This window comes from Chryseobacterium sp. WLY505 (assembly GCF_030846215.1).
Lineage (GTDB): Bacteria > Bacteroidota > Bacteroidia > Flavobacteriales > Weeksellaceae > Chryseobacterium.
Window position 1 is genome coordinate 128,698 of record NZ_JAVCWI010000005.1, and the last position, 20,065, is coordinate 148,762.

Genomic DNA, 20,065 nt, shown 5'->3' on the forward strand with positions numbered 1-20,065 from the left:
GTGATTTCATTAGAATTTATTCTGCCTGCAAATATAAAATTTATATTCTCAAATGCCAATCTGATATTAGAAAGGTGCATTAGGCTGGGTAAAGCTTCTGTCTTTGTACTTCAAGGCGTCACTTAAGATATTGGCTTTGATACCGATAAAGAAGTCGTATACTTTATACTGTCCGAATGGAACCCAGTTGAAATTGATCGTAAAGCTCCGCTGATCTCTTGAAAAACCAATCCTTGTGTAGGCCAATTCTTTGGTCACCATATCATAATGGGTACTTCCGTTGATATTCCAGTATGGAGTTAATTTGATACTTCCATCCAAACCTAAGGATGCAATTTTATTACCAAACCTGCTCAAGCCTTTAGAGTAAGCATAATTGGCACTGACATTTAAAGTCCATGCCTGATCAAAGTGCGCATAATGATCATCATCAAAATAGTAATTTTCATTTCGGACTTCTCCCTTCGAGGAGTACTTTTTAGCATAATCTGTTTTTTCTCCAAAAATCTCGCTGCTTAAAGGATAAGATAACTGAACGTTGAAACCCTGTACACTGAAGTGTCCGAACTGCTCTGTTCTGATTCCTGTATCCTGTCCTGGTAAGAACTCAATTTTATAAGGTTCCAGTGCAAGGCTGGTATTTACGGTCAGCTTATTGTTGAAAAATGAAGATTGTCCGTTGATGGAGAACACGGACCAAGGGTGATCTTTAGCAGCAAAGTTATAGCTTCCTGCAAGGTTTAAAGATTCAAAAATTTTGATTTTCTTCACTCCCGTGGAATCACTCTTAGACTTTACTTTCATTTCGATATTGTTCCCGATATTGAAACCTAAAGCTCCCTGCATACCACTTGAAGGACTTCCGATGATTCCTTTTTCAAAAATGGAATATGGCGTCAGCGCTCCGGTTGCATTATAATAGTTTCTGTAATATCCGAAGCTAGGACTTGAAAAGTCTGGTGAATAAGTAAAACTCACACTTGGAGTCATCATATGTCTTACCGCTTCCACTGCAGATCCTTTTTTGAATTTCATCATTCCGAAAAGGGTGGTCTGAAGACTGGCAGAAGTGGAGAATGTAGAATATCCTGTAAAGTTTTTATTGATCTCGTCAACCGTAACATTTTTTACCGGATCATAATACCTGTTCAGCGTTTTTGTAGTCAAAGCATTATCAATATTCGCACTTAAACTGAAAGTAAAATATTTGGCCAGCGTTGTATTGGTAGCCAATGCGATATTGTTTTTAAGCCCTGTCTGCATTTTATCCCACATTTCTTTTTTAAATAACTCGTTCTCCTGAGTATTCACGAAATTGGTAAGGTTGAAACCGGTATTCACTGTAATATTTTCAAGAAGTCCTTGTCTGATTCCTGTTCTTGATTTAAACAAATAGAACTGATTGATGGCCACGTTCATCTGCGGAAGACGAAGATCTGCCAATCCTGTGGCAAAGTTCTGAGAATAGGAAGCTGTTCCGGTAATAGTCATCGGCAGTTTCAGGAATCTTTTGGTAAGGGTTACCGTAGAGTTCTGCTGGGTATTTAATACATTCTGGTTGAAAATGTAGTTGTTGTTCAGCGGGTTGTTATAGAATTTGGTACTTACAATATCTACAGAAGCACTGAATGTAAGGAAAGGATTGGCCTTAGAATCCTGTGAATGCGTCCAGTTGATTCGGTAGGTACTGTTTTTAGTATAATCGTCCAGACCTTTGATTCCTCTCACCATTGTACCGATATCTGCCGTAAAGTTTCCGGAGTAACGGTATTTTTTCTGGTAATTCACCTGAGGACGTAAATTCCAGCTTCCTTTTGTGTAAATATCAGCTAAAACTTTAAGGTCAAAATGCTCTCCAATAGGTTGGTAGTATCCAATTCCATTCAGGAAAAAACCAACATCTTCTCTTTCCCCGAAACTTGGAATCAGAATACCTGCGGCTCTTTTATCTGAGAATGGTAAAATAGCGAATGGAAGATAAAGTGGTGTAGGCACCTGCTCAATAAACATCTGAATAGGTCCTGTAACGATCTGGGATTTTGTTTTGGTTTTAATCAGCTTAATATTATAAGCTCTCATAAAATAATCCGCTGCTGTATCTTTTTTCTTAATGAAATAATCATCCGTTGTGTAATCCGCTTTTCTCATCGCGAATACGGAATCATTGTATTTTTTAGTTTTCTGCGCTATAATTACCCCTTCACTTTCTTCTGTTCTTGCATTGAAGGCAATGGCCTGTTTCGTTTTTGTATTATAGCTGAACTCGTTGGTTTCGTATTTTTTCCCTGCCTGCGTAGTAATTACAGGTTCTACAATTTTCCCTAAAGAGTCTTGTTTCCCTCTTGCATAGATCAGATTTTTATTATCATCAATAGAGATGTAATCTGCATCAATCTGCATATCCTGATATTTTACCTGAGCATTCTTGTTCAGAAAAGTCATTTTTTTCGGAACATCTCTTCTCTGATCATCCGCTTTTGTACGAAGAACATCATTTAAGGGTTCTTTTTTTACAACTATGGTATCCTTTTTGGAAATAGTATCATTAACCGCATTTTTAGGCAATTTTTCAGGAGTTTTCTGTGCTAAAAAATTGTTAAAAATTAGGATAATTAAAATTTGTAATATATTTTTGAAGACGGTTTTGGCCAATTTTATACTATATAATTAAGGCCCAAAATTAATATAATTTTTATAACTGTAAGATGTACAAACAAAATTTTAAAATAATTTTATCATTTCTCCTTATCCTTATCAGCAACTTTATTTTCTCTCAAAAGAAGTTTACAATCGTTCTGGATGCGGGACACGGAGGAAGTGATCATGGAGCCAACAGGACGTATTCTGATATCGGAAGAGTTGCAGAAAAAGACATTACACTTGCCATCACATTAAAGGTAGGGGCCATGTTGGAGAAAAACAGAGACTTCAAAGTTATCTATACCCGTAAAATAGACGAGTATCCTTCTTTATCCGACAGAACCAATCTTGCCAACAGAAGCAAGGCAGACCTTTTTGTATCTATTCACTGTAATTCTTCTCAAAGACCTACAGCTTATGGAACTGAAACGTATGTACAGGGACCTAACCAGAATAACGAAAACCTTGAAGTCGCCAAAAGGGAAAATGACGTAATCTTCCTGGATGAAAAAGATAAGCAGATCTTTGGTTCTTATAATCCGGATTCCCCGGAGTCATTAATTGCTTTGAAACTTCAGCAAAGTAAATACCTGGAATCAAGTCTTCTTCTGGGAGGATTGGTAGAAGATAACTTTGTAAATAAAGATAAAAGATCTTCAAGAGGTGTATTTCAGAAAAACCTTCACGTTCTCCGTATGAATGCCATGCCATCTGTACTGATAGAAACCGGTTTTATCAATCACCCTGAGGAAAGCCACTATATTGCATCAGACAAAGGACAGACTGAAATTGCAGAAAGTATCTACAATGCTATTATTGATTATAAGAAAGCGGTTGACAGAAAATCCGGAGGTTCTATTGCAACAAGAAAGCCAGAACCTGAAAAACCGGCAGAAGTTCCGTTGAAAAATGATTTCAGAATTCTATTGATGAGTTCTCCTACGAAATACAACGAAAATGACCCTGCCCTGAAAGGTCTGAACTATATTCTTACGCTTAAAGAAAACGGACAGTACAAGTATTACTATGCTGTAACCAATATGGCTTCGGTAAAAGATATTAACCTTAAAACAGCAAAAGATGCAGGTTTCAGAAATGCATTTGCCGTAGGATTTATGCCTAATCAGAGAATCAGCATGGGATATTATACTATTGAAGTATATGCAGGCGATAAGCTGAATGGCAATTCTTATATCCTACAGAATTTAAAAGATGTAGAAAGAAACAAGGATAATGGAGTCTTTTATTATACGTATGGAAAAGTATACACCTTGGAAGATGCTGTAAAACTTCAAAAAGAACTTGAAGCTAAAGGTGTCAAAAATACCGTGATACAAAAAGTCTACAAATAAATCAAGAAAAATAATTTTGAAGTCTCAAAGTTAATTCTTACTTTTGCGACCTCAAAATTTGGCCTATTCGTCTAGTGGTCAGGACTCAAGATTTTCATTCTTGCAACAGGGGTTCGATTCCCCTATAGGCTACAATTTACAAACCTTTAGCTGATAAGTTAAAGGTTTTTTTATGAGGACCTCATTTCTGTATTCTGCTTTTAAAAAATTATTTTTAAGCACTACAGCTTTGAAGAGCTTTTCAAATTTTGTGATTATAGAATAACAGATGAAATAATATCCGAATTTTAGGATACTGACAGTCTGATAATTACTATCATTATACTGAAAAGGTAGGGACTTTTATTTGAAAAAAGCAATCCCTATATGTTATATGTCACAAAAGCATTATATTTGCAAAAAATTTATCCATAGTTGGTTATACCAATATGGTAACACTGATGAAAAATATTATTGATAAATCATTGTTTGTAGTTTTCTACAGACCATCAAATTTTATATCATGCCGGATTTAAAAATACAAGAAGCGAAATTGCTTTTTAAGAAAATCCACTCTAACCCAAAAAGTTACGATTTACAAATCAATGAAGGCGGGATTACAGGCAGAGATGATAAAATCAGTTTCAGGCTTTACAGGACTGGAGAAAGGGTTGCTTTTGAAGTAACAATTGACGGACTTACTTTCACCAATACCACTGGAGAATGGAATAATGCACTGATCATGCTGGGAAATACGATCAAAAAAATAGAGAAAGAACAAGAAAATTTAAAAATAGAACAAGCAATAAATAAACTGAGAAAGTACCTATCAGAAGAAAATTAAAATTTTTAAAAATAAATTTGGTAGTTTAAAAAAAAGTTTATAGTTTTGCACTCACATTTAAACGATATGGCAAATCATAAATCAGCACTAAAGAGAATCAGACAAAACGAAACTAGAAGACTTCGTAACAGATATTACCACAAGACTGCTAGAACAGCTTTAAAAGCTTTAAGAAATGAAGAGAACAAAGCTGCTGCTACAGAACAATTGCCAAAAGTTATCGCTTTATTGGATAAATTAGCTAAGAAAAATATTATCCACAAAAACAAAGCAGCTAACTTGAAAAGCAAATTAACAAAGCACGTTAATAAATTAGCGTAACAATATAGCTGGCCCGTTCGTCTATCGGTTAGGACCTCAGATTTTCATTCTGGTAAGAGGGGTTCGATTCCCCTACGGGCTACTTACATCTTATAAGACCACTGTAACAACGGTGGTTTTATAAAGATCAAAGTAGAAAAAGCTATATTAAAAATAAATCTAACCGGCCCGTTCGTCTATCGGTTAGGACCTCAGATTTTCATTCTGGTAAGAGGGGTTCGATTCCCCTACGGGCTACAATAAGAGTTGATACTTATAAAAACAAAAACTAACACATTACTTTGGTAATGGAAGATAGAGGGCCCGTTCGTCTATCGGTTAGGACCTCAGATTTTCATTCTGGTAAGAGGGGTTCGATTCCCCTACGGGCTACAAAAGGACTTTTTCGAAAGTCCTTTTTTCGTTTCTATATACAGATTTCGGGGAATTCTTCCCAAGGTTTAAGCTTTCTATAGTTTCATTATTCCTACCCTAAGGAACTAAGCGATAATTTCTTCAGATACAATAGCCTACCCAACTGACTTCTTGTACAATTTTCACCCCAACAGAAATGTCATATTAAATTTCATTAAAAATATCACCATTTATGGAAATATTATTTTATACTTCATCCATTAATGCTTAAATTTGAATAAAACTATTCATTCTAAAATATATAACATGAAATTCAATTTATTTTCGGGAAGCCCATCCTCACTCAAGGCCGGATTGATGGCTTTATTTTTATTTTCTGCCAGCACCATGTCATTAGCACAAAACAGAATTTACGCACACGCACAAAGCTCTGGGGTCTTCGGAGTAGCCTGCCTGGGATGCCGTATAGACAATCCCCTTAATGCTGTAGGCGATAATGAAGATGACTATTCCACAATGGTATTGGGAACAGTGCTTTTGGGAGGAATTCAGCAAACGTTGATTTTCCCGGATCTGAGATCAGACACGAGGCTGGTAGTAGGAATCGGAACAGACAACATCCCTTTATCTGTACAGCTACTGAGCGGAGTAACTCTTGAAACGATGAATGGCGGTATGTCTAATGACGATCGAAGAACAATCGATGTAAGTCTACTAAAACTGGGCGCAACTCCTAACAGAGGTACAGTAGAATTCAAACCTGCAAAACCTTATGATGGGATAAGAATCGGATTAACCGGCGGTGTTCTCAGTCTTGGTGGTGGTTTCAGAATTTACTATGCTTATCAGGATCCATTGATGAACATTATGGCTCACAGTCAAAACGGACAAATTACCCTTGCTGGAAATGTTCCTCTAGAAGGATCGGAAGTTACTCTGTTCAATACTTCAGGAAAAGAAGTATTCCGCTCTGCATTGAGATCAAATACATTTGAGCCGAAACAACCGGAAGGCGTTTACATCATGAATGTACAAACAAAAGAAGGTAAGACCTATTCCAGAAAAATTGTAATCAAATAATTGAATCATTGATAAAATAAATACGGCAGACATCTCAAGCTTGCCGTATTTTTTTCATTCATTTTCAAACCGATAGAAACCAGACCTCGCTTTAAATAATAACAAATTATTAATTGCAAATATCAATAAATTATTAACAATTCACATAATTATGAAATAAAATAGGCAACATAATTATTTTATTTATAAATTTACAAAAAAGCTAAAACCAAAATTTTTCTACATATGAAAACTTATTTATTACTTAGCCAACGCACGATAAAAGCTGCAATTCTGGCATCATCCTTATTTTTAACCAGCACAATGTCTTTTGCTCAGATTGTCAAAACCTATGCAAGCAGCCAGACCAGCCAGGTTCTTGGAGTTTGTTTAGGTTGTGGTGTATTGAATCCTGAGAATGCTGTTGGAAGCAATGAAAATGACTATTCTACGTTGCAGGTTTCAGTGGGTCTTCTTGCAAGAACGGAGCAGACACTAATCTTCCCTACTACCAATATTGCAAACAATACCAACAAACTTGTTCTTGCTATTGGTTCCAACGGAACTCCACTATCTGCTCAGGTATTGGGCGGAGCCTCTATTGAAACATTTAATGGAGATGTTTCCAATAACGATTACACAAGTCTTGCCACAAAGCTGATCAACCTTGGAGCTGGAGATCCAAGCAAAGGTGAAATTGAGATGACGATGAACATTCCTTTTGACCGTATCAAAATTAATGTTAATTCAGGATTATTGAATATTGGCGGAGAGCTTAGAGTATATTATGCTTACCAATACAAAGATCCTTTTATCAATTTCATGGCACACAGCAAGGATGGACAGTTTACTCTAGATAAAAATGTTTCTGCTGAAGGTTCAGAGGTAACTCTTACCAATACTTCAGGAAAAGAAGTATACCGCTCCAAGCTGACATCAAATTCTTTTGAAACCAAACAGCCGCAAGGAGTATATATTATGAAACTTCAGACAAAAGAAGGAAAGACATACTCTAAAAAAGTGATTATCAAATAAAAAAGATACATAACACATTGAACCCGGCAAGCTTTACAAGCTTGCCGGGTTTTTATTTGCCCATTGATTAGAATATCCCATATAAAATCATATTGATGATCAAAAAAACCTCTGATCAAAATTGACCAGAGGCTTTATTAACAAGATTACTATCTGCAATAGTATTAGTTTTTGATTAATTTTTGCTGGTATACTGCTTTTTCTGTAACAGCCTTTAAAATATAAATACCTTTTGGAAGTGCACTTACATTGACCTGTCCATTGTTCAGCTGAGCATTCACAATTCTTCCTGATGCATCATAAATAGAAACATTCTGGATTTTCTCCTGAGTTTTAATCGTAAGAATATCAGTTACCGGATTCGGATAAATGCTGAATTCCAGTTTCTTCACCTCAGCGGTAGCTAAAGTTGATGTAGTACTGTTTACTGTAAGCATTTTTTCAACTAATTTACCGTTTGAATTAAAGCTGATCACAATATCAGATGTACCTGAAACAAGTGGTGTCAGAACCAGTTCATCATTCTCATTAATCACAGCAGAAACGATTGTAGGATTGCTGTTTGATTTGATTGACTTTACTACTGACACAGCCAGATTATCAGCATCAGAAACTACTGATTTCAGATCAATCGTTGTTGTGTTTCCGGCAGTAACCTGTGAAGGTAAAACGTTACTTACAACAGGAACTGAATTATTGGTAAATACCGTCAGCGAAGGGAACCAATAGTAGTCGTTCAGAGTTTTCGTATTGATAAGCGCACCAGTCATATCATAGGTATGAATCCAGTTTTTCTGGTAGTGTGCTCCATATCCGCTTTCTGTGGTATTCAGAACCAATTCACCGGTAATAGGGTTTACACGAAGAGCTGCTCCGTACGGAATTTGTTTAAACTGACCTGTTTGTCCAGGAATGGCAGCAAAGTTTTCATTAAATGTTTTCGTTGTTACATCGAATCTTACGATCTGTGTTCCTGAGCTCCAGCTGCTGATCGAATTGATCCAGTATAAAGCATTCTCTTTACCACTTGCTGAAAATTTACCAGCATTCCATGCTCCCCAGTCTCCGATATACTTTGTAGTTGGGATATTGTAAATCTGTGTGGCAAAAGTGGTAGGATTGATACTGATCAGTTTCTGATCCTGAATTCCCCATACACTTCCGTCTTTAGCCTGAGCAACTGAATAGAAACCTCCGGCAACAGTACTCACAATCGTATCTGTATTAGGATTAATTACTAAAATTCCTACTCCTTGCTTCACAGCAAAAACATATTGTGAAGTACGGATCATATTTCCGATCTGCCCGTTTCCACCTGTACCGGTAATTAGAGAACCTACCTGTAAATTATCAATATTGAAAGTAACAATTCCAGTGGAAGTTCCGATATATCCTTTATGTTCATTTACTCCTACAAATGATCTACCATCACCACCTCCGATAGTATTGAAACCCGCAAGTTTCTGCATGGTCTGCGCATTGGCTACGACCAATCTACCTCCAGGAGTATATTGAGTATCTCCTCCATCAGCAGCTTGTTTTGAAACGAAATAGAATTTATCACCATAGATCGTTCCGTATTGTGTAGTTGCACCGAAAGCCTGATTATTATTGGCATTACTGTACACACGGTAATTGATCTGTCCGTTATTATCAATGAAGTTTACGGAACCGTTGGTATGGCCAAACCATTCTTCGTTCACCATAAAATATCCGTTGGTATAGTTTGTAGAAGCTACATATGGAGAAACCGGAGTCATGGTAGAAGAAACAGGTGTTTCATTAAATCCTACATTGAAATTCCAGACATCCCAGGAACCGTTTTCCAATACACGTGAAGAAGCTCCAACATTGGAATATCCGAAATCAGCATCTGCAGGATTCTTTACCCAATATGACCAGTACCCGTTAACCGTCCATCCGGACTGCCAGTGGTCGTTGGCTGCATCTACAATCGTGTAGCTGTCAAAATCATAAGCTGTCGTATTGACAAAACCATTTACCGGATATAACGGATACGTAGTATTTCCGCTTTTGATCAGTGCATTGGTTCCCTGACCGTTAAGGTCAAAACCAATTCCTCCGACAGCTGATCCAAACTGTGTTCCCTGATACAGCAATGTATATAATCTGTGATCTGCTTTAGCAATAGCTTTCAGCATGTCTTCTCCGGTAGCATTTCCGTTCCATTTGAATCCCCAAACCATGGCATCAGGGTTTTTACTGTCGTTCCACTGTACTACAAAAGCAGCCTGATTGGTTCCTGATCCAACCCAATACTGAATATCAGAAAAACTGATAGTCGTGGTATTAAGTTTGCTGATCCCTGAAATATCATTTCTGGGCACACCCTGAACTTTTATCTGTGCATTCGATACGCATGCAAACAGAAAAAGCATCATAAAAAGATAAAACTTTTTCATTTTTTATTAATTTAAATAGATTGTATTATTGAATTATTATTTAAAATGCAGATCGTAAGCTCCCGCTACTTCTGTAGAAACTTCTCCCAGCCATCCTGCTTCCTGATTGACTCCTGTATATATTTTCATAAAGTCTACTCCCGGAAGTTTCACATATTTTCCGTTTCTGTCTACCGCCCAGGAAATATCAATATTAGAGGCTTCATCATTATTCGGAGCATTGTCTGCATATCCGAACTCATATGATTTTCCTACCCAATACGACCCGTCACCGTTCTGATCGTAAAAATTATTTGCCAGTCTGGTTCCTGAAAAGCTGTAAGAAGCATCTGTAAACCATAAAGGATAATAGCTCTGGGCGTGAAAAGTATTCTTTGTTTTAAACCCCTGATTTCCCAGATTGTCATTCCATTTGATATACTCCACGTCGGTCTGCCAGAATTCAGTTCCGGGTACAGGTGCTTTATTTTCGTTAGGTTTATGATAGGTGATGCTGTAGTCTTTAACTGTAGCATTTTTGAAATACTCGCTGCCTGCAATTTCATACCATTCGTCATTATCTGGTTTTCCATTTTTATTTCTGTCGTAGGCTACCATAATAATTCCCGGTTCACAAGATCCTGAACGTTGATCTGCGGCATCATTTCCAAAGAATGCATTTCCCAGTACTTTAAAATCACGTCCATTCAGATTGGGAATGGTGTGATCAAAACCGAACACTACATATCCGCCATAGCCACCAAGACTGATCATGGTAGAGTTCCCTCCTACCAACGATTCGTTGGCTTTTTGAAGCATATTCGCTGTGGTATTTCCAGGTAAATATTCCGGAATTTCGTTCATGAACTGCCCTACAGCAGGGCGGAACTCCAATACTTTGGAAATATATTTACTATAAGGTGTTTTTTCTTTGGTAACAATGATTTTAGAATGAAAAACCTGCTCGTTTCCTTTATTGTTAATCTTTAAAGTCAAAGGATACGCATCTGCAGTAGGACTGATGAATTCAAGTTCTGAATTTTGAGAGATAATAGAATCATTAATACTCCATGTAACCGATCCTGAAGCATTGGTAGGAATACTCAAAACCTTTAAACGTTCAATGGTATAGGAATCATCAAGGCCATTAAATGTAAATTCATCTTCATCATCATGTTTACAGGCTATCACTCCTACAAGGAAGCAGGATAGAAATCCGATTTTCAAATAAGTAAAGCTATTTCTGTTCATTTCTTAAAGTTTGGTTATTTGTATAAAAAAGCGAAGTGGGCAGGGATATTTCCGCCTTCCGTTTTCCATTTAAAGTGTCCGTTTTTATCGAAGCAATACACAAATCCCATGGATACATAATTTCTGGCATCTGTCATGTAGATATCTTCTGTGATGGGGTTTACAGCAATTCCATAAGGGGTTTTAATGGCATCTTCATATTCTTTATCAAAAATTCTGTTGGCGATGATCTGTTCTGTTTTCACATCAATGATTCCAAATGTTTTTTTATAACTGTGGGTATTGTAATTGAATTCATTCCCATAGAAATACAGTTTATCATTCACGATCGTCATTTCGCTCACAGAGAGATTGAAATTTTTCTTCACAGTTCCTGTAGCTGCATCTATTAAATACAAACTGGAAGGAATATTATAATAATCTCCTCTTGAGGTTACATAGAGATCACCGTAATTATCTTTTTTAATATGGTGAAGATTGATGGCAACATTTATTTTTTTAAGTTCTGTAAAAGTATTAAGATCGATGACGGAAACTGTATTGTCGTAATCGGGAGCTTTATATCCTCCGGAGTTGGCAACAAACAATTGATTACCCACAATTTCCATTTCTTCCGGCTGATATCCTACCACCACTTCACGCTGGATGGAAAGAGAAGTGGTATCAATTTCAACGACTTTTCCTTTTGGGGCTTTGGGGTTAATGGCTACAGGACCTGCATAGCTGCTGGCATAAGCTTTCCCGCCTTTGAAAGCCAGATATCTGCAGTTTTGTAATGGAATCGAAGTAATACGTTTGGCCGTTTTAGCATCCAGCACTTCAATTTTGTTGGAAACATTGACAACAATATAAAGTTTGCTTCCGTACACTTTGATATCATTTCCTACATCACCCAATTCTTTTACCACATTGGGATTAATTTCTGCGTAAATATTCCGGTAATAGGTTCCTTTGGTATAATCAAAAAAATCCAGGGTACATTTATTACTTCCCATGTTTCCTTCATTGAGCATATAAAAGCCTTTTATTGCTGTATTTTCTGAAGGGAGTCCTTCCACCACTTCCTGACGGACAATAATTTCATCGGTACGGCAAGAGGTAAGAAAAGCTAATACCAGAAATAAAAAATAAAAGTTTAGTTTTCTCATAGGGTGAAGTTTAGAATAAGTTTAAAATTTCTTCCGGGCATCGGATAATTGAGGACAACATCATAGTATTGATTGAAAATATTATTCATCTCAAGGCTTACTTTAAACTGATGATTCGCCCAATTGAATTTTTTCTGAACAGAGAGATCGTGCGTATACCAGGGCTGAACATAATTGTATTGAATGTTATCCTGATTCACATCATATCTTTCCCCTACGTACATTGCACTGTAATTGAAACTCCAGTCTTTATAATCTGCCATCAGACTGAAAGATCCACTATGCCATGGGGTATAAGGAATCTGATTGCGATAGAAAGTGTCTTCCGGATCACTGATATCTCTTGCACTTTGGTATGTATAAGAAAGCAAAGGTCGGAGGGTTACTTTTCCAAGCTGCATTTCAGTCTGTACATTAACATCAGCTCCAATGATTTCAACCAATCCAAGGTTCATCATCAGCCAGCGGAACATGCTTCCATTTGGAGCAGCTACAATTTTATCCTGTACTTTATTGTAGTAACCGTCTACTTTAGCATAAAATGTTTTAAAGAAACGGTTGTTATAATTCTTCTGATAGGTAAATCCTATATCATATTGATTGGTGAATTCCGGTTTCAGGTAGGTATTTCCGATATTGGTATAATACAAATCATTGAAGGTCGGAAGTCTGAAAATCCTTTTATAGAAAGCTCTGAGGGTAAGCTCCGGAATTTTTTCCGGCTGATAGCTCATAAAAACGGCAGGTGTCCACTCTCTGGCATCTCCCGGCCTTTTATTTTTTCTTACTTCTTCAAATGTAAAAGTTCCTAAAAGGCTTCCCAGAATTTTGAATCTGTTCCACTGATAGGTTGTCGCCAATGCGACCAATGTAGTGTATCGGGTAGGATAAGAAAAGTTATCCAGATTGGCATCCAGATTATTGTACTGAAAATCACCACTCAGGCTGACATCCCAATTGGGTGTGATTGAGTAAATATTGGAAGAGGAAAGGTAAAGCTCCCTTTGGATGTAGGTATTATCAGTATAAATAATAGACTGCGAACGAACCGTGTCCATAAAATGGGTATAATCGTAAGCGAATTTTGCTTTCAGCTGTGTTTCAAATTTCGGGAACAGTTTCTTTCTCAGATTGGCCTGTACAAAATAATTCTCATCGGAAAGCCTTGCTCCTCTTCCTCCGAAACGTCCATTCACAATAGGTGCCGGCATTCCACGGTTTGAAATATAACCGTAGCCACGGATATTCCAGCTTCCGTTATTTAAAGTTCCGTTGAGAGAAGTTTCAAAACGTTTTGCCCGAATATCTGAATCCTGTCTTTTGGCAATGGTATCATAAGCCTGTTGTCCATCAGGATATTTCTTGGCATAACGAAATCTGTAAATTCCATCACTCTGCATAAATTCTCCACTGAAGCTGGCAGAAATCCTGTCAGAAATTTTCTGTTCCAATCGGAATGATGGATTAAAAAGGTCAATGGATGCACTTTTTGCTCTTACAACCAAATTGGTTTTTCTATTTCCTTTAAATACGGGTGTTTTTGGCTGTAAATAGATAGACCCCGAAGAGCCGAAGTCTTTTGCCGGCTGAAAAATTTCACTTTTCTGACCGTTGTACAATGATATTTCTTCCAGATCGTCTAAAGAATATCGTCCAAGATCCACCAGCCCGTTTTGGGCATTTCCTAATTGAATTCCATCATAGAAAACCCCTACATGCTGGCTTCCCATGCTTCGGATATTAATAGTTTTCAAACCACCCAATCCGCCGTAATCTTTAATCTGAACACCTGAAAAATATCGTAAAGCATCTGCAACGGAATGACTGTTCAGTCTTTCCAACTGCTCACCCTGTAGGATTTGTGCCGGGAGGATTTCTTTAAAATTCTTTTTGTAAAGATTGATTCCTTTAATAGTCTCTTCCTGAAGGCTGTCTTTTTTCCTGTTTTGAGAAGACAAAAGTTGAGATGTGATCACCAATATTGTGAAAACAGCTTTATGAATTGCAGAAGTAGTTAGTTTTGCCGCCATTAGCTCATTTAGGGTAATGAAGACGCTAATGGGGTATAAGAATACAACGACAAAGCACAGCTGTCACTGCACAGAATCATTGATGTCCTAAGCTTTATTCCACGAAAGCGTCAAACGATTATTTTCTGGCAGGTCTTCTGACTTACTCCATTTTTGAAATCCTTCCCATTAAAAAACAGTGGATATATTCTTCAAAAACTTTGGTGCGGAGCTTACAGCAGCGGGTCTGTTCCGGATTTTCACCGGATTCCCTTTTAAGAGCTTTTTAGGGCTCACCAAATTTCGGCAAAGATAAATAATTATTCCTAATCCCCAATTAAAATCATGATTCATAAACAATTAAAGCTCCCGAAGGAGCTTTAACATCATTTATTGGGGTGTCACTTTAAATTCCAATATTCAGGAAAACACTGAATCTCGATTTAGCTTCAATATCTCCTCCCGCCAGATGAGTGTACATGGGAAGCATGATTTCACTTCCCAGGCTCAGCTTTTTATAAGAGGCTTCAAATCCCAGCTTTCCATACAAAGCACTTCCTGCAGTATTGGGCAGGGCTTCATCAAATTGTTTATTCTGAGCGTAAACTTCTCCCTGAACTCCCGTTTTTACAGAAAAAATAGATTTTTCATTTCCTGCAACCTGATAAAAACCCGTTGCAGCATAGTTCCATTGGTTTCCAAAACGGTAATTTTTTTTATTCTCTGTTTTGATCGTATAGTCTGTATTGACCAATACGGCTACTTTATTTTTCTGAAATTTATAATTCAAAGCTGCCTGATAATCCCAGCTTCCGGTTCCCAGCTGAAAACTCGGATTCACTCCGGATGCTCCTTTTTCATCAAACTTCCCAAGTGGAATTTTCACGCCCAAACCTCCGCTAAGGTGATGGAAATTATCTTTAGAGCTCATCAGCTGGTAAATTCCCATCAGGTTCAGATCTCCTATTCCATTGATTCTGATATCACCCTGGAGGGTTTTCTTTTCATGAAAATGGAATGGAAGGCTCGCATACACACTCAGCTTTTTAGTCAGTGGAATTTTCCCCCACAGCTGAAGCGTATTGAAATACTGATCCTGGGTAAGGTCTTTTACAAATAAGTTCTCTTTCGCTTTATAATGCTGGGCAAAGTATTTGATTCCGATAAACTGCGGGTTCAGTAAAGATTCAAACCCGGAAGATCCGTTTCCTGCTGCACAGCCACAGGCATCACAATCATCATCAAAATTGAATCTGCTAAAGGTTTCCGGAGCACTATATGCACTGTCTCTGATCGTTTTCGCCTGATACTGACTCAACAGGATCAAACTTACTATCACTATAATCTTCTTCATGTTTTTATAAATTATTCTGCAAATTTTGGATTGGATATAAAACTTTTATCCGATAATGTTTTCAGGAACGCAATGATTGATTGTCTTTCCTGACTGTTCATGGCAATTCCTATGTGGCCGTTCTGTTTCAGCTGTGGATCAAGATTGGCATTATCTACCACATGATCCGAATAGAAATTGAGTACTGCCTCTAAGGTGTAAAATCTTCCGTCATGCATATAAGGTGCGGTGTATTCTACATTTCTTAAACTGGGAACACGGAATTTCATCCAGTCCACCTGATTAAGGGAAACTCTATATCTTCCTGCATCCTTGAATTCTGTATTGTAATACATTCCCGTATTTCTGAAACTCTCATCCGTAAACAGTTCTCCGCTATGACAGGAAGCACATTTCTGTCCGAATAAAGCCATCCCTTGAGATTCTGTTGAAGTCAATGGTTCTTTTCCCTGTTTGAATCTGTCGTATTTTGAATCTGCAGAAATTAAAGAAGCCATAAACTGCGACAATGCTTTCAGAATTCTCTCTCCGGTAATGGTTTCATCTCCATAAGCTTCTCTGAATAGTTTTTTATACTTCTGATCATCTTTTATTTTCGAAATAGCTTCCGGTATGGAACTGTCCATTTCATTGACGTCGGTAATCGGGCTGATGGGTTGTTCATTCAGATTATGAATCACTCCGTCCCACATATATCTTTTCAAAAAAGCCATATTCTGGATGGGTGGTGCATTTCTGATTCCTATTCTGTCATCCACCCCATGGCTTACGGTATGCCCGTGATGGGTAAAGGCATTTTCCTGGATATGGCAGAAACCGCATGAAATGGTATTATTCCTTGAAAGCCTGCCTTCATAGAATAATTTTCTTCCCAGCTCCACGCCGTTCTTAGTTACCGGATTGATCGATTTATCAAAAGTCATTTCCGGAAAATAAGAGGGAAACTTCAGGTTATAGGCTTCATCTTTTTCCAGTGGCTGTATAACCTCATCAGAACAGGAAATACAGCTTAATACCAATACAAACAGAACCAATAATGTTTTTAAAAAGAAATTAATCATTGTGAACGTGGTCTACTTTAAACATTTTTGTGAGATTGTTGGTAACATCCACCAGGTGTTGGTTGGAGCCCATCAGCATGTCATTAGCTGTAGTAAGAGTAAGCGCTTTATCTCCGCTCAAAAACTGGTTCAGGTCTGCCAGAATATGAACAGAAGGACGAATTTTTGCCGTCACCCTTGCCGTTGTCGGAAGATTCAATGTGATTTCACGGTATAAATCAGGCTGCTGATTAGCAGTAACATTTCCCATATTGCCGGTATGGTTCATGAATTCTTTTGAAGGGGTATCATTCCCGTATTTCCCTTCCAGTTTTACAAAAACATAACCCGCTGCCCATGACCATGACATTCCCTTCTGCTTGGCTTTTGTCCAGAATTCAGCCTGCCCGTCCTGTCCCAGCAAGTACGCTTTTTGACTCACACCTAATCCGAATCTTATTTTTTTGTAGTTGTTTTTCGGAACGCCATCCAGATTAAGATAAACAATTCCGGCTACAGCATCTGCCTGATCTACGATAAAAGCACCTTTATCAGGGTTGTTTTCATTGTATTTAAACTCATTTCCGTTTTCGTCGATCAATGCAATATTACTGATGACATATTTTAAGGCAGAAAAGTTATGCTTTTGTCCGTTGGAAGAGGTCTGAACCGTCTGATTCAAAACGATGTCTCCTACATTATTAAATCCGTTTTCAAATTTGATCTGAAGTTTCCCAGGGGTAGTATCCTGGGGATTTTCGTCATCCCTGCTGCTTTCGCAGGCTACAAAAGAGAATAAAGTAAAGGCAATAAAGAATAGTGATAAAAATTTATAAATTTTCATTGTTGATTTTTTAAGTTGAATTATAATTTGAATGGCTTTTTTACCACAAAAGACACAAAAGTTCTTACACTTAAGTTTATTAAGTGAAAAGTTTTATACACAATAAGAACACTTCAGCTTTTTTATTTATCTATGCTTTTGTGAATTTTGTGGTTGAATAGTGATCGTTTAACTTAAAAAACCGGTGGTTTGAAAATATGGGTAAGAAACAGAAAAGAATAAGCTGTTTCGTAGGTAAAATTGAAATTGAAAAACGAAATTTTTCCAGTAGTGTTGATCTCTGTAGTCTCCGGCAGAATATAGGTATCCAGAACTTTCTGTCCTGAGTTTTTGAGTTTCTGAAAAGGTGAAGATTCAGAATCATAGGTTTTGGACAGTTCTTTACTCAGGTAACATTTTCCGTTACAGTGAATCTCCGGCCTGGATTTATTAATACAGAGAACTTTAACAATATAATCATAATTTACAGCATACTCAACCATAGGTACTAAAGGTCTTAGCACCATATAGAAGGTAAAAAGTATGCTGTACAATATTTTCATCAGATTATTTCTTGCTTATCGCTTCGTCATATCTTCTGCTGATTTCTTTCCAGTTGGTCACATTCCAGATCGCGGTAAGATAATCTGCTCTTTTATTCTGATATTTCAAATAATAAGCATGCTCCCATACATCAATTCCGAAGATAGGAGTTCCCTTTTCTTCTACTACATCCATTAAAGGATTGTCCTGGTTAGGAGTAGAGGAAACAAACAATTTCCCGTCTTTTCCTACAGAAAGCCAGGCCCATCCGGAACCAAAACGGTCTGCTCCTGCTTTGCTCATCTTTTCTTTAAAAGCATCCATGCTTCCGAAAGTTTCAGTGATGGCCTTTGCTAATTTTGCTGAAGGCTGCGTGTTTTTCTGAGGCGTAAGAACCGTCCAGAACAATTCGTGGTTGTAATGTCCTCCTGCGTTATTTCTTACAGCAGCAGGCAGTTTTGAAGCATTGGAAAGAATCTGAAACAAAGTTTCTTTTTCCTGTGGAGTTCCTGCAATGGCTTTATTCAAATTGGAGGCATAAGCCGCTCCATGTTTTGAATAGTGAATTTCCATCGTTTGGGCATCAATATTTCCTTCCAGAGCATTATAAGCATATGGCAGAGGCGTCTGCTTAAACTGAGCCAGTGTAAATTGGGCTGCGAAAACTGCACTTAAAGCAGCTATTTTCAAAATCTTCATAATTTCTTTGTTTATGGTTGAACAATGTTTTCTTATTAAGCGGGAGGATGGGTGATGGAAGCTGGAAGTTACTGATGTCATAACCTAACTTCTTCAACTTCTATTTGCTTTTATAGCCATCTCAAAAAACTGCTAGAGCTTCACCGTCCGGAATAACTTCCAGATCCTAGCATCCAGCTCCCCTCCTCTCTATTTCAATAATTTCTTAATATCCTCGATCAGGATTTCTCTGTCCGGGTGATATTTTCCTGTCAGCATGGGTGTTTTACCTTCCGGATCTTCGTAATTCAATCCTGAATAATACAGAATAGGCATGTTTTCTTTATTGTATCTGCATCGGATATTTCCTTCCTGATCTACCAGCGCAATCATTCCGCTGTGGTTCAGGCTTTCTCCTTCATCTTCTTTATCACCTACGTAGATATTAAATTGATTAGCAAGATTTCCAATATAGGCACGATCACCGGTCAGGAAATGCCAGTTCGGAGATTTTGCCCCTATTCTTTGAGCATGTTCTTTCAAGGCTTCCGGAGTATCATTTTCCGGATCGATACTGATAGAGATAATCCCGAAGTCCGGATCATTAATCTGGTTCTGAATCGCCTTCATATTAGTATTCATCACCGGGCATATAGTAGGGCATTTGCTAAAGAAAAATTCCACAAGATATACCTTTCCCAACATATCCTTATTGGTGATTTTTTTACTGTTCTGATCTGTAAGTTCAAAATCAGGAACTTTCATGACGGTATAAAGATTCTTTTTAAAATACCCCATTCCTACCCCTATTCCAAGGAAAAGCAATGCAAATAAAGCGATGGGTATAATCACTTTACTTTTATTATTGTTCTTTTTATTTTTGGGCATATTTCTCAGGGCTTTTTTTGAATTCATGTTTGCAGGATACACTGCAAAAACCATACGTTTTATTTTTATATACGGCTGTATCGTTAATAGATCCTGCCGTTTTCATGTGGCAGATAGGGTCTTCTTCATTTACTACCTGTACATTTTCTATTTTCTTTCCCGAAGAGTCCATATGGCTTGCATGCTTTACCTGAGGAGTTTCTTTGGCACACGATAGTAATGATATTGACAACAGGGCAGTCAAAATAATAGGAGATTTCATTTTAATGTTAAATTGAAATTAATAATGTTAAATAAAGTTATGATACAATAAACAAGTCTGAAAAAGCACAGCATTCCTCAAGA

The 20,065-nt window shown here is 37.4% G+C and carries 17 protein-coding genes, 4 tRNA genes and 1 riboswitch; of the genes, 9 read left to right on the forward strand and 12 right to left on the reverse strand.

Annotated features, from left to right (window positions below):
- Positions 1-66: 66 nt before the first annotated feature.
- Complete coding sequence (locus RAH34_RS12640; protein WP_114819916.1) at positions 67-2,652, reverse strand: putative LPS assembly protein LptD; 2,586 nt, start codon at positions 2,650-2,652, stop codon at positions 67-69.
- Between the two features lie 53 nt (positions 2,653-2,705).
- On the opposite strand from RAH34_RS12640, the gene RAH34_RS12645 reads away from it, so the two are divergent.
- The 9 genes from RAH34_RS12645 to RAH34_RS12685 all read left to right on the forward strand — a co-directional run bounded on the left by RAH34_RS12645 (position 2,706) and on the right by RAH34_RS12685 (position 7,584).
- A complete protein-coding gene (locus RAH34_RS12645; RefSeq protein WP_185144316.1) occupies positions 2,706-3,992 on the forward strand; it encodes an N-acetylmuramoyl-L-alanine amidase in 1,287 nt (428 codons plus the stop codon).
- Positions 3,993-4,052: 60 nt separating this feature from the next.
- A tRNA-Glu gene (locus tag RAH34_RS12650) sits at positions 4,053-4,124 on the forward strand.
- A 370-nt stretch (positions 4,125-4,494) separates the two neighbouring features.
- On the forward strand, positions 4,495-4,815 hold the full coding sequence (locus tag RAH34_RS12655; RefSeq protein ID WP_114819915.1) for a hypothetical protein: 321 nt from the start codon (positions 4,495-4,497) through the stop codon (positions 4,813-4,815).
- 66 nt (positions 4,816-4,881) lie between these two features.
- Complete coding sequence (gene rpsT, locus RAH34_RS12660) at positions 4,882-5,136, forward strand: 30S ribosomal protein S20 (protein ID WP_002983073.1); 255 nt, start codon at positions 4,882-4,884, stop codon at positions 5,134-5,136.
- A 10-nt stretch (positions 5,137-5,146) separates the two neighbouring features.
- Positions 5,147-5,218: transfer RNA gene (locus RAH34_RS12665), tRNA-Glu, on the forward strand.
- A gap of 83 nt (positions 5,219-5,301) precedes the next feature.
- Positions 5,302-5,373: transfer RNA gene (locus RAH34_RS12670), tRNA-Glu, on the forward strand.
- A gap of 63 nt (positions 5,374-5,436) precedes the next feature.
- A tRNA-Glu gene (locus RAH34_RS12675) sits at positions 5,437-5,508 on the forward strand.
- A 288-nt stretch (positions 5,509-5,796) separates the two neighbouring features.
- Positions 5,797-6,570 (forward strand): T9SS type A sorting domain-containing protein, encoded by a 774-nt coding sequence (locus RAH34_RS12680; RefSeq protein WP_306596371.1) that lies wholly within the window; start codon positions 5,797-5,799, stop codon positions 6,568-6,570.
- A gap of 225 nt (positions 6,571-6,795) precedes the next feature.
- Positions 6,796-7,584 (forward strand): T9SS type A sorting domain-containing protein, encoded by a 789-nt coding sequence (locus RAH34_RS12685; protein WP_114819913.1) that lies wholly within the window; start codon positions 6,796-6,798, stop codon positions 7,582-7,584.
- A 164-nt stretch (positions 7,585-7,748) separates the two neighbouring features.
- Here RAH34_RS12685 and RAH34_RS12690 read toward each other — a convergent pair whose 3' ends face one another.
- The 11 genes from RAH34_RS12690 to RAH34_RS12740 form a co-directional block, all read right to left on the reverse strand.
- Positions 7,749-10,007 carry a DUF5074 domain-containing protein gene (locus RAH34_RS12690; protein ID WP_306596372.1) on the reverse strand — a complete coding sequence of 753 codons (2,259 nt, stop codon included), beginning with the start codon at positions 10,005-10,007 and terminating at the stop codon, positions 7,749-7,751.
- Positions 10,008-10,043: 36 nt separating this feature from the next.
- Positions 10,044-11,237 carry a cell surface protein gene (locus tag RAH34_RS12695; RefSeq protein ID WP_306596373.1) on the reverse strand — a complete coding sequence of 398 codons (1,194 nt, stop codon included), beginning with the start codon at positions 11,235-11,237 and terminating at the stop codon, positions 10,044-10,046.
- A gap of 14 nt (positions 11,238-11,251) precedes the next feature.
- On the reverse strand, positions 11,252-12,385 hold the full coding sequence (locus RAH34_RS12700; protein WP_306596374.1) for a YncE family protein: 1,134 nt from the start codon (positions 12,383-12,385) through the stop codon (positions 11,252-11,254).
- A complete protein-coding gene (locus RAH34_RS12705) occupies positions 12,382-14,415 on the reverse strand; it encodes a TonB-dependent siderophore receptor (RefSeq protein ID WP_306596375.1) in 2,034 nt (677 codons plus the stop codon). The genes RAH34_RS12700 and RAH34_RS12705 overlap by 4 nt, the downstream gene beginning before the upstream one ends.
- A 109-nt stretch (positions 14,416-14,524) precedes the next feature.
- Positions 14,525-14,710, reverse strand: a riboswitch (cobalamin riboswitch).
- A 90-nt stretch (positions 14,711-14,800) separates the two neighbouring features.
- Positions 14,801-15,748 carry a transporter gene (locus RAH34_RS12710; RefSeq protein WP_306596376.1) on the reverse strand — a complete coding sequence of 316 codons (948 nt, stop codon included), beginning with the start codon at positions 15,746-15,748 and terminating at the stop codon, positions 14,801-14,803.
- Between the two features lie 11 nt (positions 15,749-15,759).
- A complete protein-coding gene (locus tag RAH34_RS12715) occupies positions 15,760-16,809 on the reverse strand; it encodes a cytochrome-c peroxidase (protein ID WP_306596377.1) in 1,050 nt (349 codons plus the stop codon).
- Complete coding sequence (locus RAH34_RS12720) at positions 16,802-17,632, reverse strand: MbnP family protein (protein WP_114819906.1); 831 nt, start codon at positions 17,630-17,632, stop codon at positions 16,802-16,804. The genes RAH34_RS12715 and RAH34_RS12720 overlap by 8 nt, the downstream gene beginning before the upstream one ends.
- A gap of 173 nt (positions 17,633-17,805) precedes the next feature.
- Complete coding sequence (locus tag RAH34_RS12725; RefSeq protein WP_228411929.1) at positions 17,806-18,174, reverse strand: hypothetical protein; 369 nt, start codon at positions 18,172-18,174, stop codon at positions 17,806-17,808.
- Positions 18,175-18,178: 4 nt separating this feature from the next.
- Positions 18,179-18,853, reverse strand: a complete 675-nt coding sequence (locus RAH34_RS12730; protein ID WP_306596378.1) for a superoxide dismutase — start codon at positions 18,851-18,853, stop codon at positions 18,179-18,181.
- 189 nt (positions 18,854-19,042) lie between these two features.
- A complete protein-coding gene (locus RAH34_RS12735; RefSeq protein ID WP_185144315.1) occupies positions 19,043-19,720 on the reverse strand; it encodes an SCO family protein in 678 nt (225 codons plus the stop codon).
- A complete protein-coding gene (locus RAH34_RS12740; RefSeq protein WP_306596380.1) occupies positions 19,707-19,982 on the reverse strand; it encodes a YHS domain-containing protein in 276 nt (91 codons plus the stop codon). The genes RAH34_RS12735 and RAH34_RS12740 overlap by 14 nt, the downstream gene beginning before the upstream one ends.
- Positions 19,983-20,065: the final 83 nt, after the last annotated feature.

Excerpts from the sequence above, each read along its gene's own strand:
- RAH34_RS12720 (WP_114819906.1), bottom strand. The coding sequence starts at position 17,632 with ATGAAAATTTATAAATTTTTATCACTATTCTTTATTGCCTTTACTTTA.
- RAH34_RS12730 (WP_306596378.1), bottom strand. The coding sequence starts at position 18,853 with ATGAAGATTTTGAAAATAGCTGCTTTAAGTGCAGTTTTCGCAGCCCAA.
- RAH34_RS12700 (WP_306596374.1), bottom strand. The coding sequence starts at position 12,385 with ATGAGAAAACTAAACTTTTATTTTTTATTTCTGGTATTAGCTTTTCTT.
- RAH34_RS12705 (WP_306596375.1), bottom strand. The coding sequence starts at position 14,415 with ATGGCGGCAAAACTAACTACTTCTGCAATTCATAAAGCTGTTTTCACA.
- RAH34_RS12735 (WP_185144315.1), bottom strand. The coding sequence starts at position 19,720 with ATGCCCAAAAATAAAAAGAACAATAATAAAAGTAAAGTGATTATACCC.
- RAH34_RS12710 (WP_306596376.1), bottom strand. The coding sequence starts at position 15,748 with ATGAAGAAGATTATAGTGATAGTAAGTTTGATCCTGTTGAGTCAGTAT.
- RAH34_RS12740 (WP_306596380.1), bottom strand. The coding sequence starts at position 19,982 with ATGAAATCTCCTATTATTTTGACTGCCCTGTTGTCAATATCATTACTA.
- RAH34_RS12690 (WP_306596372.1), bottom strand. The coding sequence starts at position 10,007 with ATGAAAAAGTTTTATCTTTTTATGATGCTTTTTCTGTTTGCATGCGTA.
- RAH34_RS12645 (WP_185144316.1), top strand. The coding sequence starts at position 2,706 with ATGTACAAACAAAATTTTAAAATAATTTTATCATTTCTCCTTATCCTT.
- RAH34_RS12655 (WP_114819915.1), top strand. The coding sequence starts at position 4,495 with ATGCCGGATTTAAAAATACAAGAAGCGAAATTGCTTTTTAAGAAAATC.
- RAH34_RS12680 (WP_306596371.1), top strand. The coding sequence starts at position 5,797 with ATGAAATTCAATTTATTTTCGGGAAGCCCATCCTCACTCAAGGCCGGA.
- RAH34_RS12715 (WP_306596377.1), bottom strand. The coding sequence starts at position 16,809 with ATGATTAATTTCTTTTTAAAAACATTATTGGTTCTGTTTGTATTGGTA.
- RAH34_RS12725 (WP_228411929.1), bottom strand. The coding sequence starts at position 18,174 with ATGAAAATATTGTACAGCATACTTTTTACCTTCTATATGGTGCTAAGA.
- rpsT (WP_002983073.1), top strand. The coding sequence starts at position 4,882 with ATGGCAAATCATAAATCAGCACTAAAGAGAATCAGACAAAACGAAACT.
- RAH34_RS12685 (WP_114819913.1), top strand. The coding sequence starts at position 6,796 with ATGAAAACTTATTTATTACTTAGCCAACGCACGATAAAAGCTGCAATT.
- RAH34_RS12695 (WP_306596373.1), bottom strand. The coding sequence starts at position 11,237 with ATGAACAGAAATAGCTTTACTTATTTGAAAATCGGATTTCTATCCTGC.